Annotated in this window: 18 protein-coding genes; 13 read left to right on the forward strand and 5 right to left on the reverse strand. The window is 46.6% G+C overall.

Going from position 1 to position 20,664, the window contains the following annotated elements:
• Window positions 1–187, forward strand: a 187-nt coding sequence (locus tag A3GA_RS12300) for a hypothetical protein (protein WP_040614164.1), incomplete at its 5' end; no start/stop codon positions are given.
• A gap of 122 nt (window positions 188–309) precedes the next feature.
• Here A3GA_RS12300 and A3GA_RS0107205 read toward each other — a convergent pair.
• Window positions 310–1,044: a Smr/MutS family protein gene (locus A3GA_RS0107205; protein WP_018026723.1), complete on the reverse strand. Its 735-nt coding sequence runs from the start codon at window positions 1,042–1,044 to the stop codon at window positions 310–312.
• On the reverse strand, window positions 1,028–1,996 hold the full coding sequence (gene trxB, locus A3GA_RS0107210; RefSeq protein ID WP_026156867.1) for a thioredoxin-disulfide reductase: 969 nt from the start codon (window positions 1,994–1,996) through the stop codon (window positions 1,028–1,030). Before trxB ends, A3GA_RS0107205 begins: the two co-directional genes overlap by 17 nt.
• 63 nt (window positions 1,997–2,059) lie before the next feature.
• Here trxB and A3GA_RS0107215 point away from each other — a divergent pair, with 63 nt between their 5' ends.
• The 6 genes from A3GA_RS0107215 (at window position 2,060) to A3GA_RS0107240 (ending at window position 8,835) form a co-directional block, all read left to right on the forward strand.
• Entirely contained in the window at window positions 2,060–4,552 is a 2,493-nt protein-coding gene (locus A3GA_RS0107215; RefSeq protein WP_018026725.1) for a DNA translocase FtsK, read from the forward strand.
• 87 nt (window positions 4,553–4,639) lie between these two features.
• Entirely contained in the window at window positions 4,640–5,368 is a 729-nt protein-coding gene (gene lolA / locus A3GA_RS0107220) for an outer membrane lipoprotein periplasmic chaperone LolA (RefSeq protein ID WP_018026726.1), read from the forward strand.
• Between the two features lie 73 nt (window positions 5,369–5,441).
• Window positions 5,442–6,752 (forward strand): replication-associated recombination protein A, encoded by a 1,311-nt coding sequence (locus A3GA_RS0107225; RefSeq protein WP_048766950.1) that lies wholly within the window; start codon window positions 5,442–5,444, stop codon window positions 6,750–6,752.
• Window positions 6,753–6,771: 19 nt separating this feature from the next.
• Complete coding sequence (locus tag A3GA_RS0107230) at window positions 6,772–7,413, forward strand: prealbumin-like fold domain-containing protein (RefSeq protein ID WP_018026728.1); 642 nt, start codon at window positions 6,772–6,774, stop codon at window positions 7,411–7,413.
• Between the two features lie 173 nt (window positions 7,414–7,586).
• Window positions 7,587–8,126 (forward strand): hypothetical protein, encoded by a 540-nt coding sequence (locus A3GA_RS0107235; RefSeq protein WP_018026729.1) that lies wholly within the window; start codon window positions 7,587–7,589, stop codon window positions 8,124–8,126.
• A 199-nt stretch (window positions 8,127–8,325) separates the two neighbouring features.
• The gene (locus tag A3GA_RS0107240) at window positions 8,326–8,835 is read left to right on the forward strand and encodes a hypothetical protein (RefSeq protein ID WP_018026730.1); all 510 of its coding nucleotides are present in this window, start codon (window positions 8,326–8,328) and stop codon (window positions 8,833–8,835) included.
• Between the two features lie 63 nt (window positions 8,836–8,898).
• On the opposite strand, the gene A3GA_RS0107245 is transcribed toward A3GA_RS0107240, so the two are convergent.
• Window positions 8,899–9,375 carry a hypothetical protein gene (locus tag A3GA_RS0107245; RefSeq protein WP_018026731.1) on the reverse strand — a complete coding sequence of 159 codons (477 nt, stop codon included), beginning with the start codon at window positions 9,373–9,375 and terminating at the stop codon, window positions 8,899–8,901.
• Window positions 9,376–9,506: 131 nt separating this feature from the next.
• Here A3GA_RS0107245 and A3GA_RS11480 point away from each other — a divergent pair, with 131 nt between their 5' ends.
• Complete coding sequence (locus A3GA_RS11480) at window positions 9,507–10,073, forward strand: ribonuclease domain-containing protein (protein WP_018026732.1); 567 nt, start codon at window positions 9,507–9,509, stop codon at window positions 10,071–10,073.
• Window positions 10,064–10,441, forward strand: coding sequence for a barstar family protein (locus tag A3GA_RS11485; protein ID WP_018026733.1), 378 nt, complete (start codon window positions 10,064–10,066; stop codon window positions 10,439–10,441). The genes A3GA_RS11480 and A3GA_RS11485 overlap by 10 nt, the downstream gene beginning before the upstream one ends.
• On the opposite strand, the gene A3GA_RS0107260 is transcribed toward A3GA_RS11485, so the two are convergent.
• The gene (locus tag A3GA_RS0107260; RefSeq protein WP_018026734.1) at window positions 10,438–10,827 is read right to left on the reverse strand and encodes a DoxX family protein; all 390 of its coding nucleotides are present in this window, start codon (window positions 10,825–10,827) and stop codon (window positions 10,438–10,440) included. The genes A3GA_RS11485 and A3GA_RS0107260 overlap by 4 nt on opposite strands.
• A gap of 103 nt (window positions 10,828–10,930) precedes the next feature.
• Complete coding sequence (locus A3GA_RS0107265) at window positions 10,931–13,273, reverse strand: NADP-dependent malic enzyme (protein ID WP_018026735.1); 2,343 nt, start codon at window positions 13,271–13,273, stop codon at window positions 10,931–10,933.
• A gap of 466 nt (window positions 13,274–13,739) precedes the next feature.
• Between A3GA_RS0107265 and A3GA_RS0107270 the strand changes: the two genes are divergently transcribed.
• The 4 genes from A3GA_RS0107270 to zapE all read left to right on the forward strand — a co-directional run bounded on the left by A3GA_RS0107270 (window position 13,740) and on the right by zapE (window position 20,641).
• Window positions 13,740–16,610, forward strand: coding sequence for a 2-oxoglutarate dehydrogenase E1 component (locus tag A3GA_RS0107270; protein WP_018026736.1), 2,871 nt, complete (start codon window positions 13,740–13,742; stop codon window positions 16,608–16,610).
• A gap of 117 nt (window positions 16,611–16,727) precedes the next feature.
• Window positions 16,728–17,921, forward strand: coding sequence for a 2-oxoglutarate dehydrogenase complex dihydrolipoyllysine-residue succinyltransferase (odhB, locus tag A3GA_RS0107275; RefSeq protein WP_018026737.1), 1,194 nt, complete (start codon window positions 16,728–16,730; stop codon window positions 17,919–17,921).
• Window positions 17,922–18,001: 80 nt separating this feature from the next.
• Window positions 18,002–19,432, forward strand: a complete 1,431-nt coding sequence (lpdA, locus tag A3GA_RS0107280; protein WP_018026738.1) for a dihydrolipoyl dehydrogenase — start codon at window positions 18,002–18,004, stop codon at window positions 19,430–19,432.
• 117 nt (window positions 19,433–19,549) lie between these two features.
• The gene (gene zapE / locus A3GA_RS0107285) at window positions 19,550–20,641 is read left to right on the forward strand and encodes a cell division protein ZapE (RefSeq protein WP_018026739.1); all 1,092 of its coding nucleotides are present in this window, start codon (window positions 19,550–19,552) and stop codon (window positions 20,639–20,641) included.
• The last annotated feature ends 23 nt before the right edge of the window (window positions 20,642–20,664 follow it).

Raw genomic sequence — 20,664 nt, forward strand, 5'->3', positions numbered from 1 at the left:
ACATAGACGACTTAAACAATTAGGCTATAAACCACCGTTTGAGTCGATAGCGATGTGGCACTGGAGAAACTCAGCCAGTCCATTAGCTCACTATGCTATGCCGAATAAGTGGTTAGATAGTTTAACGTTGTATGATATGGGGAAAGTTGAGACTGGCTACGTGTTTAGCGCATATGCTAAATGGTAATGTGCATGAGCCGTATACGAGGTCCGTACGTACGGTTCTGTGAGAGGGATGAGGTGCAAACCTCACCCTACTCGATTGCTTATTTTCTAGCCGCTCTGATGGCTACTAATTGTATGACAAAGCTATGGTCGGTTCTTTAGTAGCACTAACACCGCACCTGCACCGCCAATGTGTTCGGGAGCAGGGATGTAGGCAGTGACTGCGGTTAAGTCGCGCAGCCAACGCCGAACCGCATCCTTAAGTACCGGTTGATTATTTTTGGAGCCGTAGCCTTGGCCATGAATGACACAAACACAGCGCACGCTATGCTCTATACAGGTCTGCATAAAGCGGTCAAAGCGTTCGGCCGCTTCATCGAGATTGGCACCGTGCAGGTCAAGCGTGGCTTCCACCGGCCATTGACCACGTTGCAGCTTTTTAATCACATCGGCGCCATCGGTATGACGTAAAAAAATCCCTTCATCCTGTTGCGCCACCTGTTTGACAAAGCGTGCCACCTCACCTTTTGCTGCAGCTTGTGCATGCGCAGGCAAATGTGACGTTGCCGCTGTTGATCTACGCTCGGGTGCGATGATTTCCTTGCCTTCGGCTTGCGCACGTTTTTGATTAAAAAGCGCTCGTTCTCGTGTGCTGCTGATGGGTGGTCTCGCCTCAATGCGATTGCTTGCTTCCAGTCGCTTGGTGCCGCGAATGGAAGCAAGAAAAAGCTTGCGATCCTCATCCGTCACCGCCATTGTCAATCGCTGCTGCTTTTTTTCGGCGGCTGCGACGGCTTTTTGTTGGGCGATGCGCTCCTTGCTCAGTTGCTTACTAAGCTTTTTTAAGTCCTGTAATGAGCCTTTAAGATTTGTTTTCACCTTGTGTATCCAACCAACGCTGTGCATCCAGGGCTGCCATGCAGCCAGTAGCGGCACTTGTGATAGCTTGTCTGTAGATATTATCCGCCACATCCCCAGCAGCAAAAACACCTGGTACTGAGGTCATGGTAAGTAGCTGTGGATTTGTTTTATTAATAATAAAACCACCGTCCATCGCTAATTGTCCTTCAAAAATATCGGTATTAGGATGATGGCCAATCGAAATAAAAACACCGCTCACGGACAGTTCCTGAGTCTCGCCGCTTTGGGTATTTTTTAAGCGGACACCTGTCACGCCGTCGTTTTTATTACCCAGAACCTCGTCAAGGGTATGGAACAGGGCTAATTTAATATTGCCGTTTTCCACTTTATCCATTAACTTATCTACCAAAATAGCTTCGGCACGGAACTGGTCACGACGATGCACGAGCGTCACATTAGCGCAGATATTGGCTAGATAAAGTGCTTCTTCAACGGCTGTATTACCACCGCCTACCACAATCACATCCTGATCGCGATAGAAGAAACCATCGCAGGTAGCGCATGCGGATACACCTTGACCCATATAGGCTTGCTCGCTCTCGAGACCAAGGTATTTAGCAGATGCACCGGTGGCAACAATTAGACTGTCACAGCTATACTCGTTGCCCATGTTGGAGTACAGTTTAAATGGACGATTGGCTAGCTCAACCCGATCAATCTGATCAAATACGATCTGGGTGTTAAAGCGCTCGGCGTGCTTAAGAAAGCGGCTCATTAACTCAGGGCCAGTTACGCCATCCCAATCGGCTGGCCAGTTGTCCACATCGGTGGTAGTCATTAATTGACCGCCTTGAGCATGGCCTGTAATTAACAGGGGTTGCAGATTGGCTCGGGCGGCATAAACGGCGGCTGTGTAGCCTGCCGGACCAGAACCTAGGATAATTACCTTGGCATGATTATCATTTTTCATCATTAATATCACTAAACTTAATTTTTACAAAAATCATTGTAAGTCCAATTATAATATATGGCTATGGCTAAAACTTCTAAAACCCCTTACATTGGTCGCGGTAAGCGTAATATCCGCCTGCGATCGCCTGAGCAAGTATTGATGAACTCACGTTTTATGATGATGTTGCGTGAGGCGCGTTGGGTACTGTATTTGATTGCTGCGGTATCCTTGGCAGTGATGTTATTTACTTGGCATGCCACCGACCCGGGCTGGGTCAGTACCTCTGGCAGTGATGAGATTCAAAATGCTTTCGGTGCTTTTGGTGCTTATTTTTCAAGTATTTTATTGTACTTATTAGGCTTTTCTGCCTGGTGGCTAGTCGTGCTGTGCCTCCAGCGCTTATTTGTGGGCTACAAAACCTTGATGAGCCGTTACGCTAATCTAGATCCAGAGCAGGTTTTGCCAAGCTTAAAATGGCATGTACCGATTGGTTTTATTATGCTGATATTAGGCTCTATCGGTTTAGAAAGCACTCAGTTGCAAAGTGTTGGTGAGCAGCTACCAGGGCATGCTGGTGGTGTATTAGGGGCCCTATTCTCGGGGCTGTTAATTCGTAATATTGGCAGTGCGCCGGCGCTATTTGCGATGGCGGCGATGTTCTTTTTTGGTTTTAGTTGGTTTTTTAATTTTTCTTGGCTTAATCTAGCAGAGCGATTGGGTAGTACGATTGCCGGTCTATTAACTAAGTTTGATCGACTTCGTGCCGAACGCATAGACCGTCGTATTGGTGAAGCGGCCCAAGAGGAGATGGATGAGCAAATCACGGCACACAAGGAGCAGTTGCCACCAGCCGATCGCCCATTGAAAATTGAACCGCCGATCAAAGCCTTTCCGATCTCCTCTAAGGCGATTGAAGCAAAGCAGGCCAAGCTGTTTGATAATCATGCAGCCGCTGTATCGGAGCCAGAGCCTACTGCAAGTGACGCTAGCGCTAGTAGAGATACTACCGTAGCGCCAACTAAGGCTGCTGTTAAAGCCCCTAGCAAGACCACTCCAAGTTATGCAGCTAGTGGTGATTTACCCGGCTTAGAGCTGCTCGATCCAGCCGCAGATTTTGTGGAGCCAGTTGGAGAGGATACGATCGAGTATAACTCACGCTTGATTGAGAAGAAGTTGAGTGACTTTAATGTACAGGTCGAAGTGGTTGCTGCTCAGGCAGGTCCGGTGATTACTCGCTATGAAATTGAGCCCGCTTCCGGGGTCAAGGGCGTACAAATTGTCAATTTGAGTAAGGACTTAGCACGTGCTTTGAGTATGGTGCGTTTGCGTGTGGTTGAGACTATCCCGGGTAAAAACCTGATGGGGATTGAGTTACCTAATCCGCGTCGCCAAATTGTACGACTAGCAGAGATTATCGGTTCGCAGGCCTATGAAAAAAGTAAATCACTGCTGACCGTGGCCCTGGGCAAGGACATTGCGGGTAATCCCATTGTTGCAGATTTAGCTAAAATGCCGCATTTGCTGGTTGCGGGTACCACTGGCTCCGGTAAATCCGTTGGTATTAACGCAATGATCTTGTCCTTATTGTATAAAGCCGATCCCTCGGAGGTGCGCTTGATTCTAATTGACCCAAAAATGCTCGAAATGAGTGTTTATGAGGGTATTGGGCATTTATTAGCACCTGTTGTGACGGATATGCGCCAAGCAAGTAATGCACTTAATTGGTGTGTGGGCGAGATGGAAAAGCGCTATAAGCTGATGAGTAAAATGGGTGTCCGTAATATCGCTGGCTATAACAGCAAGATTAAGGAAGCCGAGGCGCGCGGTGAAACCATTGATAATCCATTCAGCTTGACACCAGATTCACCTGAGCCTTTAAAGACGCTACCCATGATCGTGGTGATCATTGATGAGTTAGCTGATTTAATGATGGTGCAGGGTAAAAAGATTGAGGAGTTGATAGCTCGTTTAGCCCAAAAGGCGCGCGCTGCCGGTATTCACTTGATTCTGGCGACTCAGCGTCCTAGTGTGGATGTGATTACCGGTCTGATTAAGGCCAATATCCCGACGCGTATTGCATTCCAGGTGTCATCTAAGGTTGATTCACGGACCATTTTGGATCAGATGGGTGCTGAATCGCTGTTGGGGATGGGTGATATGCTTTATATGCCCCCCGGCTCTGGCCTACCACAACGAGTACACGGTGCCTTTGTGTCGGATGATGAGGTACATCGCGTGGTTGAGTACCTCAAGGAGCAAGGTGAGCCGGATTATGTAGATGGCGTGTTAGAGGGTGGCGTGGCTGGTGAGACTGGTGACGGTCTAGGTAGTGTGACGGGTTTTGCCGATAGTGAATCGGATCCGCTCTACGATCAGGCGGTCGATATTGTCTTACGTACGCGCCGCGCTTCGATTTCCTCGGTGCAACGTCAGTTACGTATTGGTTATAACCGTGCTGCCCGTTTATTGGAACAAATGGAGCAAGCGGGTATTGTGTCAGCGATGGGTGCCAATAATAGCCGTGAGATTTTAGTACCGGCTAATACGGGTGCCGATGAGGATGCTGAGGCTTAATTACGCTTAGTTACTAATACTTCCATTGCGCTGCCGCATTTCCTGTTAAAAACAAGCTTTGTTCATGCTTTCCTAAAGGGTTTTTAAATGAATAAATTACAGAAATTAAGCCTATCACTGACCCTGTTCTTAGCCTTGGGTAGTGGTACGGCAATGGCCCAGTTCACTGTGAACCCAGACACTTTTCAGGAAGGGGCCGGGCAGGCGGTGGATTTAGGTGAGATCCAATTTACTAAAATCCCCGACGTCAAAAACACCACCCAAACGGATGCTAAGCAGCAACTAAGGGATTTTGTGAAAAATATCAAATCCGCCACGGGGCAATTTGCTCAACAAGGCGGTGGTACTAATGCTCAAAAAACACAGTCTGGCACCTTTAGTTTTGAGCGTCCCGGTAAGTTTGTATGGCATGTGAGCAAGCCTTATGAACAAAAGGTGATTTCCGATGGTCAGCGGGTGTATCAATATGACCCGGATTTGGCGCAAGTCACCGTACGCAATATCAAAGATTCGGTGGGTGCCTCACCAGCCTCAATTCTTTTTGGTAATAGTAACTTAGACGATAATTTTAGCGTTGAGGTGTTGCCAGAACGTGATGGTATGGTCTGGTTGAGAGCAACGCCTAAGGTAGCCGATCAGGGCATGGCTTTTATGGATATTGCTTTTGCCAATAACTTACCGGCCGAATTACGTATTCGTGATTCCTTTGGTCAAACAACGACGATCAAACTTAGAAATTTCAAAGCCAACGCTCGCATCCCGGCGAGTGAGTTTACATTTAAAGCGCCCGCCGGTGTGGACGTGGTTAATATGTGATTGATACGAGAAGGCATTGTCTGATTTATTAAGTCAAGCATATTCTAATTTGCATGCACCTTTAGCCGAACAAATGCGCCCGACCACTTTAAATGAAGTCGTCGGGCAGCAGCATTTATTGGGTGAGGGTAAGCCTTTGCGTGTTGCCTTTGAAGCGGGCCGCCCGCACTCCATGATATTTTGGGGGCCACCAGGCGTGGGTAAAACCACCTTAGCTCGTTTAATGGCTAATGGCTTTGATGCGCAGTTTATTGCCATTTCTGCCGTATTGGGCGGGGTGAAGGATATACGGGATGCGGTCGATCAAGCAAAAATAGCCCAGAGTCAAGGTCGCAAAACCATCCTCTTTGTGGATGAGGTGCACCGATTTAATAAGGCGCAGCAGGATGCCTTTTTACCTTATGTGGAAAGTGGTCTTTTTACTTTTATCGGTGCCACTACTGAAAATCCCTCCTTTGAGGTGAATTCGGCCTTATTGTCTAGAGCGCGCGTTTATGTATTAGAGTCCATCAGCGAAGCCGACCTACAGGAGTTACTGGTACGTGCGTTGAAGCTGTATAACCAGCGTCTTCAAAGCACAGCAGATGAGCGTGGTGTCGAGGCTAAGCTTATCCAGATCGATGAAGTGGCTGCCGAGCAATTGGTGGCATGGGCCGACGGTGATGCACGCCGTCTCATTAATGTGCTTGAGGTGGTATTAGAATCGGCGGAAAGCGCTCACATCACAGAAATTAATGAATCCTATTTAGAGCAGTCCTTACCTAATAATTTGCGTCGTTTCGATAAGGGTGGGGATGCCTTTTACGACCAAATAAGTGCACTACATAAATCAGTGCGTGGTTCCGATCCGGATGCCGCTCTTTATTGGCTCTGTCGCATGCTGGATGGGGGTGCCGATGCACGATATTTGTCACGACGCATTATTCGTATGGCGTGGGAGGATATTGGTTTAGCGGATCCGCGTGCCTTACAAATTTGTAATGATGCGGCCACGACCTATGAGCGTTTGGGTAGCCCAGAAGGTGAGTTGGCGCTAGCGGAGGCGGTGATTTATCTGGCTGTTGCGGCTAAGAGTAATGCCGCCTATATGGCCTATAATCGCGCCAAAGCCTTTGTGCAAAAGGATAAAAGTCGCCCGGTACCAGTCCATCTACGTAATGCACCAACTAAGCTGATGAAGGAGTTGGGCCATGGCAAGGCTTATCGTTATGCGCATGATGAGCCGCATGGCTATGCAGCGGCTGAGCAGTACCTGCCGGATGGCATGGCCAAACCGTCTTGGTATCAACCGGTTGAGCGTGGTTTGGAAATACGTATTGGTGAAAAAATGGCTTTTTTGCGTGATTTAGATCGTCAATACAAAGCTGCTAAATCAAAGAAATAAAGCGCTTAAGCAACTGTTCTTGCGCACAGTTTGGGCAATCTTTTGTAAAATCAATATTTCGCTAGAAACGATTTTTACTGCGCTGATTTGGCGCATTAAGTTTATGATTAATCTTCGCAATCCTAAGTTTTTATCATTGGCTGCACTGTGTTTATTGACAGCCTGTTCAAGTACTAAGCAGCTTGGCAGCATCGATCACGGTGTACGTAAGCAAGTACCGCGGCTAGCTTTTAATCCGGCTGATATCCGTCAGGGTAGTAATTATACACAGTTGGTGGGACGTGCTTTTATCAGTGATTATAAAAACTACGGTGAGCGTACAGGGGCTTTGATTGATGTGATTTTAAATCCAGTTTCTGCGAGCAGCACCCAGTGGTTTGAGGAGGTTTGCCGTCGTGGTAATGTGCTGAGCGGCCCAGTGAGTGAGGCTTATCGTTCACGTATTCGCACGGTTAAGACGAATCAATACGGGCAGTTTGTGTTTACCGATGTGCCGCGGGGCGACTACTATTTGTCTGCCAGGATGTACTGGTTAGATACCAAACCCTTTACGGGACCGGTGCAATACGGCGGTTTAGTCGCTAAAAAAATTAGTTTGAGAGACTCGATTGAGACCATTGATTTACATGATAAGGATCGCTGCCAAGCGTATTATCATTAATTGAAAAATGCTTAGTAAAACCATGATACACAAAATTCATTTTGCTTTTGTTGCCTTTCTTGTATAATCCAACTAAGTTCAAGTAAAGTTTTAGATTCACCATCTAAATCATTGAAATTTAAATAATTTTTTACATTTTCAAATTAATTTAAAGCCTCAAAGAGGATCCATCTATGCAATACAAACGCGCATTAAAATTTGCCACCTTATCTGCCGTCGTCCTAGCTTTATCTGCTTGCGAGACCTTTGCTTTTAAATCCAATGAAGCGGCAGATGCCGATCAGAAAGCGGTGGCGGCTAAAACGCCCCAAGCCGCTCCAGTGTCACCTGTGATCGCTAAGCGCCAGGGCACGAATGAGTTAGCAATTTACGTAGGTAGTAAGAATGCTAAAAAATCAGCCAAGGAGCAATCACTTAAGGTGGGTGATACGCAATACTACACCAGCGGTATTGTGCTAAAGCGTGATGATATCCAAAATGCTTTTGTTGCTAAAACACTATCGGATGAACCGGCCTTAGCCCTACGTCTAAAGCCTGATTCAATTGCTAAACTTAGCAAAGCTCGTAAGGGCTATAGCCATATCTTAGCGAGTATTAATGGCAATGTGATTTCTACTGTTGAGGGTGCCAATAGCAATCTGATGGACAGCGTGTTATTGATGCCAATGCCTACGCTGGTGAGCGCACGTGATGCGGCTGATTTAATCCGCTAATTGTCGCTACTGCCTAATTAGTCTAAAATTCATTAACAGTTTAGGATGTAGTATCCTAAACTGTTAATATTTTATACATTGTTTTATTATTGATCACTTGAGTTCTCACTCTATATGATGTAACTTTAAAATGTTTTGGTAGCGCTGCAGGCATATCAGCGGATCAAATTTTTTTAATAAATTAAGAGGAACTACGATTATGAAATTATCTCGCAAGTTAGCATTGGCGGTTTTACCAGTGGCTTTCGCCTTAGCTGGCTGCCAAACTACTGGTACGACCACAGCGCAAGCTGATGCAGCACAAACAGTACAAGCTGAGTCAGCATTACAGGTTTACCAAGCTTCTGTGACGCCAGTTCAAGGTTTCCGTCCTGTACAAATTAGCGAGCAGCAAACGATTTATGTGTCAGCTACTCCTGTATTCACAGCGGCAGAGGTTACTTCGCATGACATCGTTGCTGACCAAAATAATAATATCTACATCGCGCTTAATGTTAACGACAAGGCTAAAGCAGCTTTAGATGCAGTACCTGATAACCGTGGTTATGCAATTGCTGCCATCAACCGTGCTAGCAACCAGACAGAGGCCGTTTCTTTCAGCGGTATCCGTCAATCAGCTAACCTATTCTTATTCCGTGTTAGCAATGAAGGCGTTGCTTCTGCGGTAGTTGATTCAGTGTGGCCACAAACTAATCAAGCTGCTAAGTAATTAGCTCGCAATTAAGTGCAAAAGCCCGGTTTCAAACCGGGCTTTTGTCATTGTGGGGATGTATTAGTTGCTATCGGCAGCTTCGCATTGCTGTTTGAACTGCTCCATCATCGCTTGGCGAGAGAGTAACTGATCGCTAGGGGCACTTTTGATGCTTTCCGTAATTTGTGAGAACATCTCAATATCATCCTGCGTAAATTCATCTAAACCGGCTAGGTACTGCGTGATGGCTTCGGTCGATTTACCCTCTATATGCATATCATAAATCACACCGATAGTCTCAGCTGCTTTGCTGCAACTGGTCTTACTCGCCTTTGTGTCATCACTGCTAGCGGTTGCCCCGAAAGCCTCCTCTGGGCTAATTTCTTGAGGTGTGGTTGCAGTCACTGGGGGAGGAGCGGCTGGAAGCACGAGTTCCTCCTGTGGAGGAATTTGCTGTTCAGCATCACCAAAGAGTGATTTATCGACGGCGAACCAAACTAGGAATCCAATGGCGGCAATGACCAACAAAAGGATTAGAAAATTAATAATGGACTTCATGAACTATCCTGTGAACTATACTTATAATGGTTGAAAATACGTCTATAAAGCTAAATTGATTATAAAATAGGCGTCTAGCAAAAGGAATAGGAGTGAATAAATATCATTCCTTTACTAGGACAAGGTTGATCATGATTAATTCCACTACCTTAAGAATAAATCACGTGTCGAGCATTTCTTTAGTTAAAAAAATCGTCGTAAGTTTTTTTATCTTGTTGATGATGTCAGTGCTGAACCATGCCCATGCCTTAGCGCGGGTGCAAAGTGATCCTAATCAGGGCGAGCCATTAATCTCTTTAGAAGAGGCAAATCAACGTTGTGAAGTGATTTTAGCCATTTTTAATCTAGAGAAGCTGCAGGGGCAGATTAATGTGATTGAGTTAAGTGCTATCGTACGATCTCTGCGAGACGAAGCGAAGTTGCCGCCCAAGTTCTTGAGCAAAAAAGAGGCGCGTCGCTTAGGCTGGGAGCCGGGTAGAGCCTTTAATGATATTGCCCAGTTACGTGGCAGAGCCCTGGGTGGTGATCATTTTGGTAACTATGAGAAGCGCTTACCCGCTGCTAGGTACTATGAGGCGGATTTGGATTATTTGGGTACAAAGCGTAATATGAAGCGTCTAGTCTATGAAGATGCGGATCATATGTTTGTCACCATTGATCATTATGAAAGCTTTGAACGGGTGCCAGCATGTCATTAAGTCTATCCAAAAAGCAGCAACGCCGCTATAATGCACGCCAATTAAAAAAGTGGCAGCGCAAAAATAGGCTGATGCCTGCTACTTCTGATAAATGCATTAAGACGCCCCATATTATTCAGCTTGATGGGATTCAATCGCTTGAGGACTTCTACCGACGTTTAGCTGCGGTCGTGCAGCTACCTGCGCATTGTGCCATGAATCTGGACGCATTATATGATGTGTTGACGGGGGAGATTAGCGAGAACATTGTTTTTCGCTGGACTGCGATGGCGCAGGATGTAGCAAGGAGTCCTGCGAAGTTAAGCGGCTTGAGTGATTTGTTAAGGGATCTACCCCAAGCCGCAGAAAATATCCGTTTTGAGCCTTAGTTATAGGGGGTGTTGAGGCTAAAACGACCAGCGCCAATGAGCATAATGCAGATGGCCGCTGCCAAAAACATATACTCTAAGCCGATCACCGAGCCGCCGCTACTATTGAGGGCAGTCAAGCGCGATGCATGCACAAAAATAATTGCAATACTCATACTAAAGGCAATGATCCCGGCTGCCACGCGTGTATATAAACCAACGATGAGCATCAATGGCGCAATCACTTCGCTGATGTACACGCCATAAGCTAAAAACGGGGGTAAGCCGTGTGTGTTAAGCGTATGTGGGATATGCCCTAAGCCATATTTAACCTTATGAAAACCATAAAGTAAAAGCAACACCCCTAAGGTGAGGCGTAGAATGAGTTTTCCTAAATCATAAGCCATTTTTGATAATTCCCTCTTTTACTTCCTAAAACAAAGCACTATGATCTTAAACAAGAAGAGGACCTGGGGTGGTCCTCTTGCTCGTAATTACAACAAATTAGTATTATTCGCTGTCGGTTTTTTTAACCGCACTTTGAATTTTAGACTCAATTAGCCCCTCAGGCACCCTGGTCTCACCTTGGGCATCAGCCGCCGCCAAGGTTGCCATATTGATGATGCGGCGTGTGGTGGTGCTAGTGGTCAGAACATGGATGGCTTTATTTGTGCCTAAGAGCACGGGACCCAGCACAATACCACCACTGGTCATTTTTAAGAGATTGTAGGTGATGTTGCCCGCATCTAGATTTGGCATGACGAGGACATTGGCCTGACCGCTTAAGCTGCTACTTGGTAAGGAGCTTTTACGAATTTTTTCGGAGAGTGCGGCATCGGCATGCATTTCACCATCCATCTCCAAGTCCGGCGCAATTTCTGCCAGAATTTCTCGGGCCTTGGCCATTTTAATAGACGAGGCAGTACGACGATTACCAAAATTTGAATGTGACACTAAGGCTATCTTAGGGACCATACCGAAGCGTTTGACTTTTTCTGCGGCCATCAGCGCAATTTCTGCAATTTGCTCGGCCGTGGGATCCTCATTGATATGGGTATCGCAGAGGAAAAGTGTGTAGTCCGAGCTGAAAATCACATTCATCGCAGCCATGGTGCCGCTTTTTAGTGAGGAGCCTGTGATATCACGGATATAATCGACCTGATTGTTGAAGGAGGCATTGACACCGCAAATCATGGCATCACCATAGCCTAACTCGATCATCAGTGCACCAATGATGGTATTGTGCTTACGTACCATCGCTTTGGCGACATCCGGCGTGACTCCGCGACGAGCCATCAATTGATGATAATGCGGCCAGACCTCGTTAAAGCGCTCATCATGCTCCGGGTCAACCACCTCTAGATCGGGGTGGCTTAAATAGCGTAGCCCCAATTTTTTGGAGCGCATTTGAATCACTTCAGGGCGACCAATTAAAATAGGCTTGGCGATTTTTTCATCTAGCACCGTCTGCACAGCACGTAACACACGCTCATCCTCACCGTCAGCAAAAATCACTCGCTGCTGTTGATTTTTTGCCAGCTTCAACAGCGGACGCATTAACTGGCTGGATTGATAAACAAAGGCATTGAGGCGAGCTTTATAGGCTTCCATATCCTGAATCGGACGAGTCGCCACACCGCAATCCATGGCTGCTTGTGCCACCGCTGGCGCAATGGTAATAATCAGGCGTGGATCAAAGGGCTTGGGAATAATATACTCGGGGCCGAAGTTTAAGTCCTCACCCGCATAGGCACTGGCTACCTCTTCATTCGTCTCAATTTGGGCTAATTCGGCAATGGCGTGTACGCAAGCCATTTTCATCTCTTCGGTGATGCAGGTTGCACCTACGTCCAGGGCGCCACGGAAGATAAAGGGGAAGCACAGTACATTATTCACTTGATTCGGATAGTCTGAACGGCCAGTGGCGATAATGCAGTCCGGACGTGCTTCCTTGGCCTCTTCAGGCGTAATTTCAGGATCGGGGTTAGCTAAGGCTAGGATTAATGGTTGCTCCGCCATGGATTTAACCATATGCTGAGTGAGAACCCCCTTGGTTGAGCAACCCAGGAAGATATCCGCACCGGCGATAGCATCGCCGAGGGTGCGCAGCTCGGTGACTTGTGCGTAGCGAGCCTTATTTTCCTCAAGATTTTCCTCGCGTCCCTCATAAATGACGCCGCGCGAATCGCAAACATAGATATTTTCTTTGTTAAGACCGAGGCTGACTAATAAATCCAAACACGCAATAGCCGCAGCGCCAGCACCGGAACAAATGAGTTTTACTTGATCAATGGCTTTATTAACAAGTTTTAGGCCGTTAATAATCGCAGCTGCAGAGATAATCGCAGTGCCGTGCTGATCGTCGTGGAACACGGGGATATTAATGCGTTGACGTAAGGCTTTTTCAATATAAAAACACTCAGGCGCCTTAATATCTTCCAGATTGATGCCGCCCAAGGTCGGTTCTAGTGCAGCGATAATATCGACTAATTTCTCCGGGTCTTTTTCATTAAGCTCAATATCAAAAACATCAATCCCGGCAAATTTTTTGAATAAACCGCCTTTACCCTCCATCACAGGTTTTGCCGCTAGCGGGCCAATATTACCCAAACCGAGAACGGCTGTACCGTTAGTTACCACGCCCACCAGATTGGCACGGGAGGTAAAGCGGGCGGCGGCCTGTTCGCCGTCATTAAAAATCGCCATACACGCAGATGCGACGCCAGGGGAATAGGCTAGTGATAAATCATCCTGATTGGCGAGTGGCTTGGTTGGGGTGACGGAAATTTTACCTGGACGGGGAAACTCGTGATAGTCCAAGGCCATTTGACTTAGTTTGTTTTTCTCAACCATAAAATGCTCTCCAACAGAACTGATAAATTTAAAAAAGTAAACGATGCAATTTTTTTGCTTAGCCAAGTATTTTAAATGCTATGGCGTTTTTCTAGTATAGGGGAAAACTTAAAGCGCATGATCATCGGTAAAAAAGTTTTATCAACTACTCCAACTATCTATCAAAAATTTACCTGGGTAAAAAGTTGTTTTTTTTACTGGCATTGAAGCTTTAGATCTTATGGAAAACACTGAGAGAGGCGGGTTTTATACAGGTTCTGGGTGCTATTTATAAGACAGAAGTGCTAGACTAGTTTATACTGATGTGAAGTATATTGGGGTGATGGGTTCTATCCCCTTACTTTTGCTTTTTGTACAGGTAGTCTTTAGGGACCCTTGCTATCCGCCTATCGGTGAAGGCCGTACGCGGAAGGTTACTTCACAATCTGCATCCTTTTCGGTGAAACACTTAAAACGGTGAGGCATAATGTCAACTTTTTTAGAGAAAAATATTTCTTCCTACCTTTTCGGCAGTAATGCCGCTTATGTAGAGGAGCTTTACGAGGCTTATTTGGCAAATCCAAATAGCGTCGAAGAGTATTGGCGAGATTATTTCGATCAGTTACAGGATCAGCCTGCGACAGATGGTAAAGCAGAGACTCGCGATCAAAACCATTCCTCTGTGATTGCATCCTTTGTTCAACGCGCCCGGGAAAATCGTCTTGCCGTGAAGGCAGACAGCCAGCTTAGTATGGAGATGGCGGGTAAGCAGCTTAAGGTGCAGCAGTTAATCGCAGCCTACCGTTCATTAGGCTTGCGCTATGCACAGTTAGACCCCTTAAAGCGAACTGAGCGGCCAGAGATTCCTGAGTTGGATCCAGCATTTTACGGTTTAACTGAAGCCGATTTAGACGAGACTTTCTCTGCGACCAATACCTATTTCACTAAAAACGAGCACATGACCTTACGCGAGCTGATCGAAGCACTGCGTAATACCTACTGTCGTAGCGTTGGTGTGGAGTATATGCATATCTCCGATCCTAAGGCTAAGCGCTGGATTCAGGAGCGGGTTGAGTCATCGCAGTCTAGTGCCTTGTTGACCGATGCCGAGAAAAAGCGCATCTTGCAGCAATTAACCGAGGCTGAGGGGCTAGAGCGTTATTTGCATACCCGTTATGTGGGGCAAAAGCGTTTCTCTCTTGAAGGCGGCGAGAGCTTTATCTCGGCCATGGATGAACTGGTTAACCATGCCAGTAGTCACGGCACGCAAGATGTGGTTGTCGGGATGGCGCACCGTGGTCGCTTAAATATGTTAGTTAACATCATGGGTAAGATGCCCGGTGATTTATTTGCTGAGTTTGAGGGCAAGCAGGACGGTGCTTTAACTGACGGTGACGTTAAGTATCACAGCGGTTTCTCTAGCGATATTGACGCCAAGGGCGGTCCGATTCACTTGACCCTAGCCTTTAACCCGTCACACTTAGAAATTGTTAATCCGGTGGTTCAGGGTAGTGCCCGTGCCCGTCAAGAGCGTCGCAACGGTAATACTCAGCAAGTGTTGCCAGTATTAGTGCACGGTGATGCCGCCTTTGCCGGTCAGGGGGTGGTGCAAGAGACGCTGAATATGTCTCAAACCCGTGGTTACTCTGTGGGTGGTACCATTCACGTCGTGATTAATAACCAGATCGGTTTTACCACCTCCGATCCGCGTGACTCACGCTCTACACTGTATTGTACCGACGTTGTCAAAATGATTGAGGCGCCGGTATTCCACGTTAATGCCGACGATCCTGAAGCGGTGACCTTTGCCACTCGTTTGGCGGTGGATTATCGTCAGGAGTTTGGTCATGACGTGGTGATTGATATTATTTGTTTCCGTAAATTAGGTCATAATGAGCAGGATACCCCATCCTTGACTCAGCCTTTGATGTATAAAACAATCGCTAAGCACCCAGGTACGCGTCAGCTGTATGCGGATAAGCTATTAAAGCAGGGCGTACTCGAAGAGGGCGAGTCTGAGGAGATGGTTAAGGCCTATCGTCAGGTGATGGAAGAGGGTAATCGCACCGTTGAGCCGGTCTTAACTGACTACCAGCGTAAGTATGCGATTGACTGGACGCCTTTCCTAACTGCAAAATGGACCGACCATGCAGAGACAGCCCTCCCGATTTCTGAATTGCAGCGCTTAGGTCAAGCGATTACAACCATTCCTGAGACCTTTACGCCACACCAGTTAGTTAAGCGCTTGCTTAACGATCGTCGTGCCATGGCCAATGGTGAGATGAATTTAGACTGGGGTATGGGTGAGCACTTAGCTTTTGCCAGCCTTTTATCTAACGGTTATCCAATCCGTATTACCGGTCAGGATTCAGGTCGCGGTACGTTCGTGCACCGACATGCGGTATTCCATGATCAGAGTCGTGAGCGTTGGGATGAGGGTACCTATATCCCCTTACAGAACTTAGCTGAGGATCAGCCTAAATTTACCGTGATTGACTCTGTTTTATCCGAGGAAGCGGTACTAGGTTTTGAGTATGGTTATGCATGTTCTGAGCCAAATAACTTAACCATTTGGGAGGCGCAGTTCGGTGACTTCGTCAACGGTGCGCAAGTCGTGATTGACCAGTTTATTACCTCTGGTGAGGCCAAATGGGGTCGTCATTGTGGCTTAACAATGATGCTGCCACATGGCTATGAAGGTCAAGGACCGGAGCACTCCTCAGCACGTATTGAGCGCTTCTTGCAGCTATGTGCCGATCATAATATTCAATGTGCACAGCCGACCAATGCCGCGCAGATTTTCCACTTGCTGCGTCGTCAGATGATCCGCAAGTTCCGTAAGCCTTTAGTGATTTTTACGCCTAAGTCTTTACTACGCAATAAGGATGCTACATCACCGCTCAGCGATTTTGCTGAAGGTGAGTTTAAGCTCATTATTGGTGAGAGCAATCCTGACATTATTAAAGACAAGGTCAATCGTGTCTTAGTTTGCTCAGGGCGTGTTTACTACGATTTAGTGAATCAGCGCACTGAGCGTGAGGCGAATGATGTGGCCATTGTTCGGGTTGAGCAATTGTATCCATTCGCGCACAAGGAATTTGAGGCTGAATTACAGCAATACCCTAATGCCAAAGAAATTGTTTGGGTTCAGGATGAACCACAAAACCAAGGTCCTTGGTTCTATATCCAACATCATATTTATCAAAATATGTCTGCGGGTCAGAAGTTGGGCTATGCTGGTCGTGCCGCTTCTGCTTCACCGGCAGTGGGTTATTTAGCCTTACACAATGAGCAATTAAAATCATTATTGGAGCAGGCATTCAGTCCGCGCCTTCGTGGTTTTACCTTAACTAAGTAGTACCTGGACGCAGGCCCCTTAAGGCGTATTAAGCGCAAGGGCCTGTGAGGGATTTAAAGATTTTTTAAAGCGTAATACTCATTTATTCATTACGAACAAGTTTAAAGGAACAAAATTATGTCAATCGTTGAAGTGAAAGTACCTCAGTTTTCAGAGTCCGTATCCGAGGGTACCTTATTAGAGTGGAACAAGCAGGTTGGTGAGGCCGTGTCTCAGGACGAGACCTTAATTGAGATTGAAACCGACAAGGTAATTATGGAAGTGCCATGTCCGGCTGACGGTGTTTTGGTTGAAATCATTGTCCAAGGTGGTGAAAACGTCGAATCCGAGCAATTACTTGCCAAAATTGATACCGCTGCCAAAGCAACTGCCGCAGAGCCTGCCGCTGCCGCTGAATCAGCACCTGCTGCCGCCGCCGCACCTGCCGCTGCTGCTACCAAGGGTGATGTAGCATCGCCTGCTGCTGCTAAAATTTTATCTGAAAAGGGCTTAGACGCTTCCGCTGTTAGCGGTACTGGTAAAGATGGTCGGGTGACCAAAGCAGATGCACAGGCTGCGCAAGCAACGGCCGCAACAGCTGCTCCTGTACAAATTGGTCAGGCCCTTGATGGTCGTCCTGAGCAGCGTGTACCAATGACTCGTTTACGTGCCCGCGTTGCTGAGCGTTTACTACAGTCACAGCAGGAAAATGCGATTTTAACCACGTTCAACGAAGTCAATATGAAGCCCGTGATGGATCTTCGTGCGAAATTCAAGGAGCAATTTGAAAAAGAGCACGGCGTGAGACTTGGCTTTATGTCTTTCTTCATTAAAGCAGCTGTGGCAGCACTTAAAAAGTACCCACTACTTAATGCCTCTATCGACGGTAACGATATTGTTTACCACGGTTACTTTGATATTGGTATCGCTGTTAGCTCACCGCGCGGTCTCGTAGTACCTATTTTGCGTAATGCCGACCAGTTGTCATTGGCTGAAATCGAAAAAACCATTGCCGAGTTCGGTGCCAAGGCGCGCGAGGGTCGCCTCAGCATTGAGGAATTGACCGGTGGTACTTTCTCAATCTCTAATGGCGGCGTCTTTGGTTCTATGATGTCTACGCCGATTATTAACCCACCGCAGTCCGCAATTTTAGGTGTACATGCAACCAAAGAGCGTCCAGTGGTTGAAAACGGTGAAATCGTTATTCGTCCAATGAACTACTTGGCACTTTCTTATGACCATCGTCTAATTGACGGTCGCGATGCAGTGCTTGGCTTGGTGGCAATGAAAGAAGCACTAGAAGAGCCTGCTCGTTTATTGTTAGACCTCTAAGCTAGCGTCATTGAATCATTAACGCCCCGCATAAAAGGATATGTTCGGGGCGTTATCAGTTAAATCGAATTGGAAGAGTTATGAGTAAAGAGTTTGATGTAGTAGTTATTGGTGCAGGTCCTGGTGGTTATATTGCAGCCATTCGTGCGGCACAGCTAGGTAAATCGGTGGCATGTATTGATGCATGGGTTGATGCTGATGGCAAGCCCACCCCTGGCGGCACATGCACTAACGTGGGTTGTATTCCTTCTAAGGCTTTATTACAGTCTTCAGAGTACTATGAGCATGCCAAGCATGGCTTTAAAGAGCATGGAATTGAGCTTAGCTCGGTTAAGCTTAAAATCGATCAGTTCTTAGGTCGTAAAAATGAAGTCGTACAGCAAAATAACGATGGAATCCTGTTTTTATTCAGAAAGAATAAGGTTCAGTTTTACTCTGGTAAAGCGTCTTTTGACGGCAAAGCGGATAATGGTCGCTACAACATTCTAATCGATGGTAAGGATAAAGGCAGTGTTAGTGCTGAGCATGTGATTATTGCTACAGGCTCTGAACCTCGTGCTTTACCAGGTCTTGAGTTTGATGAAGAGCTGATTTTATCTAATACCGGCGCTTTAGCGATTCCTGCCGTACCTAAGCGTCTAGGCGTGATCGGTGCTGGTGTGATTGGCCTGGAGTTGGGCAGTGTTTGGCGTCGATTAGGTGCTGAAGTTACCGTACTTGAAGCCATGCCGAAGTTTTTATCAGTAGCGGATGAGGGTGTTGCTAAGGAAGCGGCTAAGCTATACGCTAAGCAGGGTCTCAAAATTGAGGTTGGGGTCAAGGTTGGCGATATCAAAACCTCTGCTAAAAAGGTCACGATTAAGTATGACAATGCCAAGGGTGAAGAGCAGACCTTGGAAGTCGATAAGCTGATTGTGTCGATTGGACGTGTGCCTACTACCGCCGGCTTAAATCTTGAGTCCATTGGCCTAATGACCAATGAACGTGGGTTTATTGAGGTTGATGAGCATTGCCATACCGAGCTTGAAAATGTCTGGGCTGTGGGTGATGTGGTGCGTGGTCCGATGCTTGCGCATAAAGCGGAGGAAGAGGGCGTGGCCGTAGCTGAGCGTATTGCGGGTCAGCATGGTTCGGTTAATTATGATCTGATTCCTAATGTGATTTACACCTCGCCAGAAATCTCTTGGATTGGAAAAACTGAGCAACAGCTTAAGGAAGAGGGTAAAAAGTACAAAGCGGGTCAATTCCCCTTTATGGCTAATGGCCGTGCCCGTGCTTTAGGTGACACCAATGGTTTTGTTAAAGTCTTGGCTTGCGCCGAAACGGACGAGGTCTTAGGGGTGCATATTATTGGCCCGATGGCTTCCGAGCTGATTGCTGAGGCAGTAGCGATTATGGAGTTTAAAGGCGCTGCCGAGGATATCGGACGGATTTGTCACGCTCACCCGACCTTGTCTGAATCATTAAAAGAAGCGGCCTTAGCGGTTGATAAGCGTAGCTTAAACTTCTAATTCATCGTGTCCGAGGGAGAGCGGCTTAAGCGCTGATGTCTCTTATAGACAATGTGTCATAAGTGCCCTATATTAAGTGAGCTTGATTAGGGCACTTTTTATTTTTTAAATCACATTATGAACGTCATTCATCATTATCGTAAGGCCTTGGCTGACAAGAATTATGTGGCCGATGCGGCGCAGGAAAAAGCCATTATGCGGCTGCAGGATTTGTTCGAGGAGTTGATCGACTTTAAGGATCAGCGTAGCGGTTTTTTTAAGCGTATGCTTAATCGCCCGGCCGTACCTAAGGGCGTTTATATGTGGGGTGGTGTAGGTCGAGGCAAAAGCTTCTTGATGGATTCTTTTTATAATTACCTACCTTATAAACGCAAAGTACGCATTCATTTTCATGAGTTTATGCGTAGTATCCATCAGCAAATGCAAAGCATTCGTGGTACTGAGGATCCCTTAGATGTGGTGGCCAAGCAAACCGCTGAAAAGTACCGCCTGATTTGCTTTGATGAGTTTCACGTGTCGGATATTGCGGATGCGATGATATTGCACCGCTTGCTGGAAAAGCTCTTTGAGTACGGCTGCACCTTTGTGATGACCTCCAACTATGAGCCCTCCGAGTTATATCCGGACGGTCTGCATCGTGAGCGATTGCTACCTGCGATAGATTTAATTAAGCGAAAAATGGATGTGCTCAATGTCGATGCTGGCATTGATTATCGTCGTCGTACCTTGGAGCAGGTACCGCTGTATTATCAACCCCTCAACCCTGAAAATCGTCAGGCAATGGAGAGTTTATATAAGCAACTTAGTGGTGCTGAATTGAAAGTTGAACTATTGACGGTAGAAAATCGACCGTTACAAGCCTTGGGAGTAGCGGGTTCGGTGGCGTGGTTTGACTTTAAAACCTTGTGTATGGATAATCGTTCACAAAATGACTACCTCGAATTGGCTAAGCGTTTTGAGACGATTTTTCTTTCCGATGTGCCTAAAATGAGCGCTGCCCAAGCCTCACCGGCGCGTCGTTTTACTTGGTTGATTGATGTGCTGTATGACTATAAAGTGAAGTTGGTAATGAGTGCGGAAGTGCAGCCTGCCGAACTGTATACCGAGGGTGTATTATCGAATGAGTTTTTCCGTACTGAGTCGCGCATTACGGAAATGCAGTCTAAAGAGTATATGCAGCAAGCGCGTCGAGACTACGTAAACCTTTAAATGTAAATTAATTGATGGAGTAT

The sequence above is a fragment of the Oligella urethralis DSM 7531 genome (assembly GCF_000372065.1).
Lineage (GTDB): Bacteria > Pseudomonadota > Gammaproteobacteria > Burkholderiales > Burkholderiaceae_B > Oligella > Oligella urethralis.